The sequence below is a fragment of the Alistipes indistinctus YIT 12060 genome, from assembly GCF_025144995.1.
Lineage (GTDB): Bacteria > Bacteroidota > Bacteroidia > Bacteroidales > Rikenellaceae > Alistipes_A > Alistipes_A indistinctus.
Map to the genome: position 1 here is coordinate 295,391 of NZ_CP102250.1, position 13,385 is coordinate 308,775.

A 13,385-nucleotide genomic window follows, 5' to 3' on the forward strand; every position below is an offset into this window, starting at 1 on the left:
AAAATAGTTTACATTTGCGTCGTCTTTGGGGAACCGATAGACAGACGGGGTGTAGCGCAGTCCGGTTAGCGCACCTGCTTTGGGAGCAGGGGGTCCCAGGTTCGAATCCTGGTACCCCGACCAAAGACTTCAACCGGCATCCAAATCTATACGGGGTGTAGCGCAGTCCGGTTAGCGCGCCAGCTTCGGGAGTTGGAGGTCCCGGGTTCGAATCCCGGTACCCCGACAAATTAAAGTTTTGATTATAAGGTTCTTGCATCCCGAGCAAGAACCTTTTTTTTTGGCGATTTTAAAATTTGCCCCAAAATTTGCCCCAAAACCTGAAACAGCATAGACCTTCGCACTTTTCACACCAAAGATACTAATACTATACTATCCAAACAAATAGGATAAAATTGCCGATCATGATCGGCAATTTCATTTATATGCTCCATCATCAAGTTCCGGCCATTTGTGTATTATTTTATCGTCTAATGCAACGATATAAATTCCATTGCGATCCTCAAAATCCAGAATAATCGGGTATTTTTTCAGGACAGACTTATACTCGTCCCGGAATGAGAGTCGGATAATTCGTGCAAAGTCGATGATCGGCAACGGCATGGGTAACGGTCTGTCGTATTCTCGATAACAGTGCATGATCTCCAACCTGCATTTTTCTACCTCATCAGGTGTAAAAGCTTTGTTTTCTACTATCTTGATTGCGCGTACACACAAAGAACGCTCGTCGATAATCCGGCAAAGTTTTTCTCGATGTTTGTTGCGATAGCGGTAAGAAGATTTGGAAAGATTGCCCGCCGAGACAAAACAAATATTTCGGAACCGGCTATCGTTTACTGCCGACTCATATTCAGCGTCTAATCCGGTCTTTTTTATCCGTAGTCTTTCAATGGTTTTCATACTTGGAAGTTTAAAAATTTAAAAAAGGTCGCCATTCCCACAGTGAATGACGACCTTCTGAAACAGATTTTACTATCGGCTGTCAGTGATTTTCATCAAGTCTTTTTAGCTGATCTTTAATAACGTCAATTCTTTTCTGCAATTCGTCCTCTTTTTGGAAGGAAGGCGTGCATTTGACGCGGCGCATTCCGGTACCCCATCCCATGTCGTCAATCACTCGGTGCAGTCTCAGTTTTTCATTGTAAAGGCGCTCTTCCAATCTTTTCAGACGTTTTTGGAGCGTTTCTTTCGAAAATTTTCTCATCTCTGATATTTTTAGACATTCTCGAGTTTGTCAGAGAGTAATAGTTCTGCGAGGGCCGCGTTTTGAGGGATCACCACCGGAATATCCGTACTCCCGGGTTTATAAAGTTCCGTCGCCACGTTGTAGAGATCCCATGCCGTAAGTTGTTTTTTGTCGATGGCCAGTTTTAACAGTTTCTCGGTGAAGTCGGAGATTTGCGATTGGTTGAGAGGGTAAATATCAACCCGTGAAGAAAGGCGCTTGTCGGAACTGTCGTGCGAGACACGCAAGGTCGTGAGCAGACCGATGTAAGCGTAAACCTCCACTGGCGTGAGTATTTTTGCCTTGAGGCCGGCGATTCGTTTACGATCCTCCGCCAAATGGTTGTCGAAACTGCCCAACCATTCGTCCACCCGTTCGAAAAGTTGCTCTATCGATACTTTCTCTTTTCCGTAGTTCGATACGATGCGCTCCGGCGAGAGGATGCATTGGTTGTGGCATATTTTCACGCATGGGCCGATGGCCACCTGAATACCGCTTTGATGGAAGGCAACCACAAGCGAGGTCGTGAGTTCGTCCGTCTCCTGTTCCTTGATGCGGATTGTGGTGTAGATGCGACGCAGGATATGTGCCTCAACGGCACGTTCTCCGAATTTTTCCTCGACCTGCGGCAGTACCACCACCCCGGGCTCGTTCCGGTTCCGGTTCTGGGCGGCGAAAATTTCTTCGACCTCGTAGTTCAGATTGTTGTGGCGGCAGATTTCCTCCATTTGCTCGATGACCTGATAATGGTATATGCCTTTGAGCGGCGCGCCGTAAATGTCGTTTTCTTTGAAAGTTCGACGCAATGTGTCGAGTGTAACCACTTCGATGGAGTTGGTCGTAAAATCGAACTGTGCTTGTGCGGTCGTTGCTACTGAATTTTCCATAATAATTTGTTTTTAAGGTTATTAAAACACAAAAGCGACGAGCTGTTTGCTTGTCGCTTTCTATTGTCATGTTTAATAATGAAGTCCGTCGTGGTTCAGAGAGACAGCGACGGAGGTGATCGTTCGAATGTTATATCGTTTGCAGTCTTCATATTTCCCTGATTAACTTGACCAATCGACTCATATCGGGTTGTTGGCTGAATGTCGTCCGCTGGAACCGAGGTGTACGGATAATTTCGCTCCCGTCGATCAGCAGTCCCGGCAGAAAATATTCATCATGGACAACGATAAAGAACAGTTTGAGATCCCCTATTGCGGCCACATAGGAGACGCACTTTTCCGTAGTCCCGTTTCCCGAATCGATCTGGAATACTTGAGGGGACTCGAATACGATCTTGTGCAGGGATTGCAGCATTTTTCCGTCCAAGCCGATGTATTCGAGGCATTCCCTTGCGATCTTCACTTGACCGGCCGGTCCGGCAAGCTTTATTTCAGTCGGTATTGTCAATGGAATGGCTTGCATTGGGATATTTGATTGAAGTATAATGCGGAAATCATCAAATGAGAGGTAAATATTTGTGTCGAATCATCTCTGCGATCTCACAGCACATTTGATAGGAGGCTCTGTTGCGATCGTCGATTATGACGTTCCCGGGCGTGGACATAAATAGAATGCATTCCCTGATCATGCGGAAAAAGTTTTGCTGAAGCGTCCGGTGCATATTGGGAATGCAGGCAGCGAATCTTGCAGGATTGGAGCAGCTGTTAAGTATTTTTTCCAGTTCCTTGAGAGCGATGTACTCCTGCGATCGCTCCAACTCTTTCTGTGAAAATTGTTCAGACATAATTTTTACATTTTTAGAAATTAGGTTGGTAATTATGAGGATAATGTTTTCCCGTCGGAATACTATACCGAAATCGGATTGACCCGCAATGTATCGAGGTTCAGATAGAGTCCGTGATAGAGGATCAGGCCCTCGCGGAACAATTTCCACAAAAGGCTGCAACCGAGATGAGCGAGCGTCGAATTGACGAATAAGTCCTGCTTGTTAAGAGCCTCAGCCAACGAGCAGCTCGGCCCGGAATCTTCATCCTTGATCGTGCCGTAGCTTTTCACGTAATCGGTTACGCACGGCAGCCGTTGTATGGTCTGAAACTTTTTCGACTTTGGTTGTTCGATATTTTCCCGGATCGTTCCGAGTATGATTTGCCCCGTTTTCTGGGCATTCCCGAAATCACACCAGTACAGGGGGGTGGCATAGTCCGTATAACTGTTGCCTCGGCCTGTCGATTTGAGAAGCCGGGCAAGATTGACCCTCGATGATACACTGTCCGTACAAGTGATAAAAAGATTTGCGCTTGTGTTATCTTCCTCTTGTGGATAATGGGTTGTTTCGGCTTGCCAATCACTGCCGAAAAATCGGTTGATCCGCGTAATAATACACTGAGCTTTGTTGAGTCCGAGATCGGCTTCTCCGAAAAGCTGTCGTCCGATATTGGATTCGCTGACGAGATCTGGGTCGTACACCCTGACGGACAGACCGCAATGGCCGAGCGTTCGCAGGGCCTGATCCATTCGTGCGAGTGACGTAACGACCTGCGATCCCGTGCCTCCCGCGCCGATCACATTGATCGTGACGGGGTGCTGCGGGTTCAGCAAATACGAATCTGAAAAGTGTGCGCGTGTCATTTGAGTAGTTGGTTAAGGGTTTTACGGTAAGGTTTAAGTTCGTTCGGATCGAACGGCTGTTCTTTGGCCGCTTTCGTGACCAGCACCAAATTATGCTCGGTGGGATTGCCTTCGGAACTCAGGTGTGAGAATTCCGATTGCCAGAAGCGTTTTTCCCAGTAATCTGTCAGTTCGTCGTAAGTCGGGTTAAGGGGCTTATTCAGTCGCGCCGTACCGAGGCAGACATCGTTCGACGAGGTATTGAAAAACGGCGCAAGAAACAATTCTGCATTTTTGGCAGGACGCTTGCCTTTGTAGGCAAAAATTCGCAGCGTTTCGTTTGTGGCAATGTATATCACACCCGGCATATGGTATTCGGCATTTTCCATGCATAAGTCTTTTCGGAAATACATCATGCGTTTCGCCGGTGGGTTATACCATATATACTTTTCCCGTCCTTTTCTGACGTCGCAGTAGAGCATGGTTTCGGGTATGGGGCCGAACGGCGTACCCGAATGCGATTCGCAGTATGCGGACGTGAGGCGGTTCATGAATTCGCAGGATACGGGCTGTGCCGCTCCCATTTTTCCGTCGGGCGTGATCGGACGCGTTTCGAGATAGAACATTTTTTCCGGTTCTTCGCAATGGTAAACGATCAGTGCCGCCTCGGGCCGGAGCAGCATATTGATTTTTTCCGTAAGGCAATTCATTTTGTCAGGGATTATGGGTTGTTATGAATTCCACGAAACGCTCGATCCATTTGGAGAAACGCTCCGGATAATCGTCCATTGAAAACGGTTTTTTTAGATCGGGTGTAAGGTATAGTGTCGTCGCAGGAGTGATGATGTAATCGCAGTTTTGCAACTCCGTGTTAACCATTTCGGAAAGATTCTCGTTCAATACGTCATCCACGTCGTAAACCACCCGTATCATCCGGTCGGGATCGACCCTTATCATATCTGATTCTTGCGTTTCGTCATACGGATCGTAGAGATAATGCATAATGGATGGTTTGTCATGGCCGACGAACTGGAAACCCTCTTTGAATAACTTTGCCAGCAGTTCCTCGTATTCGTTGACGGGCTGATAACGATCGAGTACCTGCGGCAACCGTTTGTAGTAACATCGCCTTTCCACCCGCTCCAACAGATGTCGGGCGTGTCCGTTTATATAAGAGCGAATCGCGCCTCGGTATTCCCTGCGTTCTTTTTTATCGAATTCTCCGCTTGCAGCGTTTTCGGCCATCCAGTCAATCGTCCAGTCTAAATCGTCATTATCGGTCAGATAGGTCATCCCGTTATGGAGGGCGAATTCATGAATAAACGAAATGGCTATGCGCTTGAGTTTTCCCGTCAAGATGTCGATAAACGAGACGGGCAGCCAGTGAAACGTCCAGTCCGGCCACCTGTGGTATCGATATAAACAAAAGGTCAGCCTGTTCTGGTCGACCTCGAAATTGACTTCCTCGGCTGTCAATTTATCCAGTTCCTTATATAATTTGGCGATGCTTTCGCAAAGGGAATGTCCCGGAATATGCACCAATTTCCGGCCGATCAGTCCGGCATAGTTGCAGGCGCTGTCGAGCAGATAGCGGTAGTTTTCCTCGGTGATGAGATCGACGGTTCCTGCGCTCGTTTCCCACTCGATTTTTTTAGGAGCGATGGCATTTATTGTTGATTTCAAAAAATCATGACCGCAGCGCATGGCGGTAAGATCCGCTTCTTGTGTTCGGCTCCCCGTTCGAGATTGTGATTCCCCGCCTCCTCGATAATAAGGCGGGATAGTGTATCTATTTGTCGGTCGTCCAATAGCTGTTTGCATGGTCCCTTTAATTTTTTGGTTTTCATCTTCATGCTTTTATCCCTTTGTTCCGAGTGTCGTTTTAAAAGTATAAATGCTTTGGTCGTTTTTGATTTCGGGTCCTTGTGCCGTGGCCGTAGTTAACTCGGGATATGTATTCGAGTAGAAATTCATCACTTGATCTACCGTCATGGACGGATTGGGATCGGAAAGCGCGATCAGTTCGTTTCCTTTCTGGAAGGTAAAGGCCCTGTCGAGTCCGTTGATTGCGAGTGCCATTGTTATCGGTTTTTAGTTTTAGAATAATGTCTGATTCGTCATGTTCTGGCAAATGTCTTTTGCCCTGCATTCTTCTGGAAAATCGATGATTTCGTTGTACGGATCTTCTTCTTCATTCTCATCATCATCATCATCTTCATTGTTATCAGTATCATCGATTGAGGCTGGAGGCCGGACAGCCTGTTGTGTTACAGATGACCCAGTTGCGGTTTTGCCGAAAAGCGATCCCTGACACATTTTTGCTTGCACATCTTCGAGTAGCAAAGTGATCTTTTTCTTATTTAGGTCGTTTGCGTATAATCGTGCCTGACGAAGATTGACCATTGCGTCGCCCAGCTTCCCTGCGGCTATTTGTTCTTCTGCTTTTTTCTTGAATTTGTCGCTTTTTTCTTTCCGCTCTTTTTCCTCTTTTTCCTTTTTATCTTTTTCCGCTTTCGCCGCCTTACTGTTGGCTTCGGCTACTTCTAACTGGTGTTCGAACTGTTTCATGTTAGTCAGAAGCCCTTGCGCTTTGGGAACGGGCTGCGCCAATGCTGATGTGAAACCCTGATCCAGTTCTTCCGGAATGCCGGTTGCCGTAAAAGGAGTAATGTAGTGTTGCGCTTGATCCTGAAGTCCGTTCATTTTAGTAATGACAGCTACCGTCAGGACGTTTTCATCCGTTTTGCGAATGGTGAGGATCAGGTCCGTATCCTGTCCCATCATTTGATTGATTTGTTGGAAAAACATAGTGATTGGTTTTAGTGTACAACAATATGATTCGGCCTTAATAGGTCATTAACAAATAGATGATACCGCCTGTAATGCACAATGGCAAGAGTCGGTATAACAACCGAAGAATCCAACGAACGATCCAGAATGCGATAGCCAGCAGAATCAGGTTGTGCAGGATCAGCTTCCAATAAAATGCGATAACCGCGATTAGGGTAATAATTCCCACTGTCTTAAAAATTCTTTTCGTTTTCATTTTATTTCTTCATTACAAGTTTCTACTTTGGGGATAACCGTTTCCGGATGGATGTCGAAATTCCAGTCTGTCAGATCGTCCCCCAATGTAGAGTGAATAGTCCCTCCCATCACGAGTCCGCATTCTTCGAGAACGGCTCGCCGAGCCTCCCGTTCATTTTCGGCCACCACAAAATATTGACCTGTAAAGACGTACTGTACATGTACGGCATAATGTTCACTCATATGCTTCAAAATTAAAGGGATGGCCGATTGTAGGCCATCCCTGTTTATTGGCATCTGGCTTTAGCGCCGTATGCCTTCAATTTTTCCTTGTCAAGCTCGTAAATTTCCAATGGGAGCAGATAACTTTTGGATTTACTCTTTAGAGATGCCGCGCCTAAATAGTTGGCTTCAGGATATTCCTGCACAAATCGTTTGCAGATCCGGTTAGAGGGTTTCACGTTGAAAATGATACATTTCTCCATTTCGATGAGATTCAAAAAATCATCAGCGCCGGAAAACCATGTCGGTTTTCCGGCGCTGAAAGTTTAATTGTGAGTGATTATTTGTGGTCGTATTTATTGTCCGCCAAGCGGCAAAACGTTTCGTAATTTTTATTTTCCCATGTCAAGTTTAATCTTATTTCATTACTGATGCCGGTCTTTCGAATCTCGAAAGTGAAGCGAATACCGTTGCGGTCGATATAGCCTTCATTTGCGTTTTCCCAGATCGAATCAGGGTCCGAAAGAACGGTCTGTTTAAATGCCCTGATTTTTTCGTGGTTTTCGGCATTCTGCTTTTGGAGTTTTAAAAAGACGAGCGTACCGAAATTAATCCAGTCTTCGATTTTTTTCAGGGTAAAGACCCCAATGTTTTGCGGAGGTTCAATTCCTCTTTTGGCATGGTCGATCGCTGATCGATCGATATTTTCTAACAAGGAAAAATCGGGTGATATTTCGTAGTGACGTCTCGGATACCGATATTTCCAAACATGAAATACGATGTTGTTTCTGAATATGGCCACCAGTGCCCGTTCAATCGTCCAACTATTGTCATCATTGCACCAGACTTGATAAACGATCTCCGCATCAGGCACGAAAGTTTTGACGGCATCGTAAATGTGGGTGACTTCGCTATCGAACTGACATCGTGAGCTCAGGTTGTTGATTTTAATTTTTGCCAGTTCCTTTTTTCTAACCGTTTTCATAGGTACTGTATTAATTATTAAATTTTATTGATTTTTGTTTTATTAAATATTTAAGTGTCGGTTGACAAGGGCAAAAGCAAGCCGCCACAGGGGTTCCGGCCCAAAATTTCACGCAGGGAAATTTTGAGAGGAAGCCCGGCGGCTTAACTTGCCCGGCAACCGATATTAAAACAATGATTATATGCTTATAAAAACGCCCTGCATGCGATGCAAAGCGTTTAAATTGAGATTAAAAAGGCTACAATCCTCTGCCCCGTGATTGTCGTTTGGGATATTCGGGGATTATTTTCTCTTTCAGGACTTGACTGTTCTCGTATTCTGGGAAATCACGCCCGATAATATCGTTTGCGATTTTTCCGCGCTCCCTGTAAAGCGTTGCTTTTTGATTCATATCCCCACAACGGCTGATATTGCGATTGATCGTCTTGAATTGTTCGTCGTAGGAAAATCTCTGTTTTTCCGAGCATTGGAAAGACTCCATCGCATGAGACCCGGCCAAAGTGAGGGATGCATAGTCATATGCTCTGCGGGGCATATATATGGCCTCAGGTGCAAAACTCCTGACAAACGACTGAAGGCTGGCAGGATCGGCTTTTAGGATTTGCTCGTGAGACAAGATTCCATCGCTCTCCAGATTCCCTTTTGCAAGGTAACACCCCTTGTTTTTCAGATAGGTGAATTGATCCCAGCGATTGATCAGATTGGCCGGAATATCGAACACGCGTAAAGTCTGTCCCTCTCTGCTGCCGGAGAGCATGGAGGCCGCAATTTCTTGCAGGTAGTTCCGGTAGGCATTCTTCCCTTCGGGACTTTGGGTGAAAAGCAGTGCATCCGTTTCCGTTTTCACATGCTTATAAATAGGAAATCTGGGATTGTTACCGTAGCTGTCAGACAGGCTTCATGCTTCACCGTTCATCCCGGCACGGATATACTTGCGTTCCGCATCCGGGGACAGCAAGGGAATGCCGTGCTTCATACAATGGATGGCGTCTCTGAGCGAAACGATGTGGGTGGGATGAATATCCAATGGTTTCGTAACGGAAAGCAGCCTATTGAAATAGTCGCTGTTATTTTCTTTCGGAACGATCGGCGGCACTTTATCAACGTCCAACACATAACGGAACAGCATATTATCGCTCGCTTTTTCTAAGTCAGGGCCGGAATCGGCTATACACTCCATGATAAACATTTTAAATTTTTCTACGGAGCCTGCAAGCGGTGAGGCAACATATATCGTTTTCTGTTCGGGCGATACCATGACGTTTACCGCTCTTTTCGAGAAATCTACCATAATTTTTTAATAGATAAGTTACAACAATCCTTTGCGTTGTAATTGACATTTTGCTTCCAGTAGTCGTAGTGTCCGGTCACGTCGTCGCAGACGGACAGTTGGCTGAAACCGTTGATTCGAGCGACATAACCGATTTTCTTTTCGAGAGGCAACTGCCTGTACCCGCTTTGCTTAACGGTATACTCCGAGTAATCGAGCGGCAACCAACGCTCTATTCAAGCGTTGACCCTCAAGAATTCGATCAGGACTTTCTCGCACTGAATGTGGTTTATCCTGTCAGTGGCGGTACCAATAAGATTCGGTATGAAAGGCGACAATCGGACGCATACGTCGAAACCGAGGCGTTGCAACTTTTCGACGGCCTTGATGCGTTGGGATGGTGGGGAGGCCATTTCATATTGCGATGCAACATGGTCGTCGCAGGATGTTATGGATATTTGAATATGGGCAAGATCCGGATTCATAATTCCCACATATCGGTCGTCTGCGACTAATGAGGATTTGGTTACGATCAGATAATGAACGGAACGATCGTTGAGCGCCTTAATGGCTTCGTAAGTTTCTTTGTAGTCGAGTTCTGCCGGTTGTAAGCAGTCGGTCATCCCGCCGAGCCGGACTACGCTTCCCGGTAAAAGTTTGCCTATGGCGCGGGATACTTTCTCCCGGTCCGCAACAGCCGGGAAACCGGGGTTTCATAATCCCCGGAAACTCAGCAGGGATTTAGCATAACAGTATGAGCAGTCGTGGGCGCATCCGCGACCGTAAAGGTCCAGACGGGTCGGATAGTTACACTTGCTCCCTTCATTTCCTCCGACCGTTTTCAGAAAAGATTTAAATTCGTTATTCATTTTTTCAAAAATTATTTTCCGATAATCGGTAATTGAATCGCCCCATCGTCCCAGTCATTCACAGTGATGGTTATTCCGGTCGTCGTAACGTCGATGTCGATAGGAAGCACGACGTCTCGGTCGTTTCTCAGGTCGATGCCCAAATCGTGTCGGGCGATGTACTCTCCCAGATTGACCTGGCCGACCGTTTCCGACCCGGCTTGGACGATCATCCGCACGGGATCGGGCATGTCGAAACTATATACTGCGAATGTCGCTGAAAATCCTTGCTGGGTTTGCTGCAATCGCGGGCTGAATGCGGTCTGTGCGAATACCGGATCGCCTTTGTAGTCTGTTCCAGACGGAATTCCGGTAAAAAGTACAGCCATTTTATCGGGAGTTACAACCAGTTTTTCGGCTCCGTTTACGGTTAAATCGACCAGAAAATAATGCTTGTCCAAATCGACTGTTCTTACATGCGGTTCGCCCCGCCGCACCTCGAAGCGAGTGAGGCTGTGAAAAAGCCTGTCGGCATCCGGGCATGTATCGCCCTGTTTTTCTACTGCAAATAAGTCGGCTGTGGTCGATTCTCCCGGCACGAGTTTCGGTATCGTGATTCGCTTTACGTTCCCGAAACACACTACGGTATATTCTCCTGCGGGTACGCCGTCCAAAAGCCGCAGGCCGCTTGTGTCTTCGGCTGCCCGCCTATCGGCTTCCACCTTTTTGATAAAATGTCCCATCGGGTCGAAAATATATAGATCAAGAGAATGGATTTCATCTTGCGTAGCATCGATTCCGTCTTTATTCAGATAATGATAGCTAACTGTAAGTGAGGGTCTTGCATCAACCTCTATGTCAGTTGTTTCAGAAAGAGAGCAACCGCTCAGCAGCAGTCCACTCCATATCATATATACTATTTTTCTCATTTCATTCTGTTTTATCGTTTTTCACCGTTTCTGCGGTTGGCTTCAGATTATCATTTTTTAAAATGGATTATTAACGGTTTGGTTGGGGGCACGTTTACAAATTTTCGACCAGTCCGGACAGCTCCGGGTCCAGCTTAGCTCGGAATCGGTACCGGGGTTCGGTTTCAGCGGCGCGGCGGTAATACACGAGTGCTTCGTCTCGGGCTCCGAGCCGGGCGCAGACGATGGCGAGCATATAATCCCTTTCAGGGTCTTGGGGCAGCGGTTCGAGGACTTCACGGGCCAATGCGTCGTAACCGAGTGAAAGGAGTGCAAGGGCATAATTCCGGTCGTGATAGCTTTCGAGCAAGTACATCGCCGGAGCGTAGTCCCGATGCTTGAGCATCTCCACCGCACGGGAGTAGAGCGTGTCGGGTTCGGCTGTAACAACTGTATCCTGCACCATGTCCCGCCGCCGCAGGCTGTACCGGAAGTCGACCGCCCGAAGCCGGGGATAAAGTTTGCGGCGCAGGAGTGCATAATCTTCCGGATAGCACCGCCTGATCTCGCTCTCCAGCCCATCGTCGTGGGTTCGTTGTGCGATCAGCTTCAGTATTTCGCTGCGGTGCGCGATGCCTTCCTCGCCAGCGATCAGTTTTCGTAGTCCGTCCCAATCCTCACCCACCCAACGTACCGCGATCAGCGTGTCGATTTCCCGTCCGAAGCGATCCGTCAGATAGCCTTTCAGCGAACGTGCCCGGCGTTCGGCCAGCAGCGCATTGTGGGCATAGGAGCCTTCGGGTGACGATGATGCCGTGAGCGTTACTGAATCCACATAAAACTCGCTGTGATTAATCAGGCTGTCCATTGTCGCGGTGATCCGGGCCAACTGTGGTCCATTGTCGTCCAACGTGTCGATAATTGCCGTGCCGTTCACCGGAAAATTCAGGTAACTCCGGTCTCGTACTTCTGCGTATTTCTTGACGATGCGTTTTACGAACCGTTGCGTCGTATCCACGAAAGACAGCATCGACGAGACGGTGTAGCGCATCGTGTCCGAGGGTGGCAGGCCGTATATGCTCCCGTCGAGCGCCCGCACCCGGCCCTGTAAGGTCACGAACAACTGCCCGGAGTTTCCCGTAGCTGGCACATCTTGGGAATAGAAATAGTCGATTTGCCGGGGTCGCTCGGCCACCGAGTCGAGCCGTGCCGCGCCCGTCTGCGGAAAGCGGACGAGCAGCCTGCGGGCCCGGTCGAGACGTGCGGCGGTATCCTGTGCACCGAGACCCGTCAGCCAATGCCGGTACTTGTCGTAGCGCCATTCACTCCGGCACTGTACCCCAGCGAACAGCCCGCCCCGAATCACAAGCGGGGCAAGCGTGAGGGACGTGTCCTGCCGGTGCAATACCGGCATGAGCTCGATCCCGAAGCAGCGGCTTTGGAGCTCGCGCGGAACACTTACCCGGAATCCGATCATAACCCGGCCGAGCCGTTCGATAATCACTTTGCGTTTGGCAACCACTTCGACTGGCTGTAAACGGACAAGCATCCGGCGGTTTCCGGCGCTGTCGAATACGGCCTCGCCGAAATAGAGGGAATCGCCGCTGAACGGCTTTTTCACCTTTGTCCAATTTGGCTGATAGGGCTCCGTTTCCTGTTTCGCTTGCCGCTCGGTAACGAGCGCGAGCGAGGCTCCTACCTCCCGACGCTCCAGTCGGCGCGTCTGGACACAAGAGCAGAGCAACGCGCAAAGAACTGCTATCTGTATTGTTTTCATCTATATCCGGATTAGAACAGGTAGGAGAAGCTGATCTCGGCTTTCGAGGGTCCCAGTGCGAACCGGCGGCTGTGGCGGATCAGCTCGTCCTCGCTCCACGGCGTCCGGTAGTCGTACTTGTCGTCGCGGAGATAGTACAGGCCGAGGCCGATTTCGGCCACGAGGCTCCACCGCTTCGAGAGCAGTCAGCCGTAGCCGTATGAGGCTCCCGCTCCTACCGCGTGACCCTTGTAGTGATGGCGGCGTGTGCCCACGTCGAACGTTCCTCCGGCAGCGTAGATGCCCCAGAACGGTCCGGTATGGGGCTCGAAGCGCCACAGCCGGATACCCGCCTGAGCGATCAGGAGCTGAGTCCGCAGGCCCCGTGTCCGTATCGGGTTCCAGTACCCCGACACGTCGAGCGAGAGCTTGGGGGCGATCTGGAAGTCCATCCCCGCGTGGAGTGTCCCGGTGGCGAGGGCGAGCGCGTCGATCCGCACGGCATAGAACTGGGCCGAGGCCCGGTGGATTCCTGCCGGGTACAGCAGCAGGCCCAACAATGCGATTTTAAAGAAAGCTTTCATATCG

The 13,385-nt window shown here is 48.6% G+C and carries 15 protein-coding genes, 2 tRNA genes and 1 pseudogene; 2 read left to right on the plus strand and 16 right to left on the minus strand.

Going from position 1 to position 13,385, the window contains the following annotated elements; translation table 11 throughout:
* Positions 1-45 precede the first annotated feature (45 nt).
* Both NQ495_RS01360 and NQ495_RS01365 read left to right on the plus strand, forming a co-directional pair.
* A tRNA-Pro gene (locus NQ495_RS01360) sits at positions 46-123 on the plus strand.
* Positions 124-151: 28 nt separating this feature from the next.
* Positions 152-226, plus strand: a tRNA-Pro gene (locus NQ495_RS01365).
* Positions 227-417: 191 nt separating this feature from the next.
* Here NQ495_RS01365 and NQ495_RS01370 read toward each other — a convergent pair.
* From NQ495_RS01370 to NQ495_RS01445, 16 genes and pseudogenes are all read right to left on the minus strand, one after another.
* Complete coding sequence (locus tag NQ495_RS01370) at positions 418-900, minus strand: hypothetical protein (RefSeq protein WP_009134782.1); 483 nt, start codon at positions 898-900, stop codon at positions 418-420.
* A gap of 82 nt (positions 901-982) precedes the next feature.
* Positions 983-1,204 carry a hypothetical protein gene (locus tag NQ495_RS01375; RefSeq protein WP_009134781.1) on the minus strand — a complete coding sequence of 74 codons (222 nt, stop codon included), beginning with the start codon at positions 1,202-1,204 and terminating at the stop codon, positions 983-985.
* A gap of 11 nt (positions 1,205-1,215) precedes the next feature.
* Positions 1,216-2,112, minus strand: coding sequence for a hypothetical protein (locus NQ495_RS01380; RefSeq protein WP_009134780.1), 897 nt, complete (start codon positions 2,110-2,112; stop codon positions 1,216-1,218).
* A 148-nt stretch (positions 2,113-2,260) separates the two neighbouring features.
* The gene (locus tag NQ495_RS01385; protein ID WP_147513082.1) at positions 2,261-2,575 is read right to left on the minus strand and encodes a hypothetical protein; all 315 of its coding nucleotides are present in this window, start codon (positions 2,573-2,575) and stop codon (positions 2,261-2,263) included.
* 444 nt (positions 2,576-3,019) lie between these two features.
* Positions 3,020-3,802, minus strand: a complete 783-nt coding sequence (locus tag NQ495_RS01390) for a PRTRC system ThiF family protein (RefSeq protein ID WP_009134777.1) — start codon at positions 3,800-3,802, stop codon at positions 3,020-3,022.
* Positions 3,799-4,491 carry a prokaryotic E2 ligase family D protein gene (locus NQ495_RS01395; protein WP_040294607.1) on the minus strand — a complete coding sequence of 231 codons (693 nt, stop codon included), beginning with the start codon at positions 4,489-4,491 and terminating at the stop codon, positions 3,799-3,801. The genes NQ495_RS01390 and NQ495_RS01395 overlap by 4 nt, the downstream gene beginning before the upstream one ends.
* A 4-nt stretch (positions 4,492-4,495) precedes the next feature.
* Positions 4,496-5,602: a hypothetical protein gene (locus tag NQ495_RS01400; RefSeq protein WP_147513081.1), complete on the minus strand. Its 1,107-nt coding sequence runs from the start codon at positions 5,600-5,602 to the stop codon at positions 4,496-4,498.
* 36 nt (positions 5,603-5,638) lie between these two features.
* Positions 5,639-5,860: a PRTRC system protein C gene (locus NQ495_RS01405; RefSeq protein ID WP_009134773.1), complete on the minus strand. Its 222-nt coding sequence runs from the start codon at positions 5,858-5,860 to the stop codon at positions 5,639-5,641.
* Between the two features lie 18 nt (positions 5,861-5,878).
* Complete coding sequence (locus tag NQ495_RS01410; protein ID WP_009134772.1) at positions 5,879-6,589, minus strand: PRTRC system protein E; 711 nt, start codon at positions 6,587-6,589, stop codon at positions 5,879-5,881.
* A gap of 234 nt (positions 6,590-6,823) precedes the next feature.
* The gene (locus NQ495_RS01415) at positions 6,824-7,051 is read right to left on the minus strand and encodes a hypothetical protein (RefSeq protein WP_040294753.1); all 228 of its coding nucleotides are present in this window, start codon (positions 7,049-7,051) and stop codon (positions 6,824-6,826) included.
* Between the two features lie 319 nt (positions 7,052-7,370).
* Positions 7,371-8,015 carry a hypothetical protein gene (locus tag NQ495_RS01420; RefSeq protein ID WP_009134769.1) on the minus strand — a complete coding sequence of 215 codons (645 nt, stop codon included), beginning with the start codon at positions 8,013-8,015 and terminating at the stop codon, positions 7,371-7,373.
* Between the two features lie 238 nt (positions 8,016-8,253).
* Positions 8,254-8,862 (minus strand): DUF6047 family protein, encoded by a 609-nt coding sequence (locus NQ495_RS01425; protein WP_040294604.1) that lies wholly within the window; start codon positions 8,860-8,862, stop codon positions 8,254-8,256.
* Between the two features lie 51 nt (positions 8,863-8,913).
* Positions 8,914-9,306: a hypothetical protein gene (locus tag NQ495_RS01430; protein WP_009134767.1), complete on the minus strand. Its 393-nt coding sequence runs from the start codon at positions 9,304-9,306 to the stop codon at positions 8,914-8,916.
* A gap of 859 nt (positions 9,307-10,165) precedes the next feature.
* On the minus strand, positions 10,166-11,062 hold the full coding sequence (locus NQ495_RS01435; protein WP_083818349.1) for a FimB/Mfa2 family fimbrial subunit: 897 nt from the start codon (positions 11,060-11,062) through the stop codon (positions 10,166-10,168).
* Between the two features lie 94 nt (positions 11,063-11,156).
* Positions 11,157-12,818 carry a tetratricopeptide repeat protein gene (locus tag NQ495_RS01440; RefSeq protein WP_009134763.1) on the minus strand — a complete coding sequence of 554 codons (1,662 nt, stop codon included), beginning with the start codon at positions 12,816-12,818 and terminating at the stop codon, positions 11,157-11,159.
* Between the two features lie 11 nt (positions 12,819-12,829).
* A pseudogene (locus NQ495_RS01445) lies at positions 12,830-13,381 on the minus strand (DUF3575 domain-containing protein).
* Between the last annotated feature and the right edge of the window lie 4 nt (positions 13,382-13,385).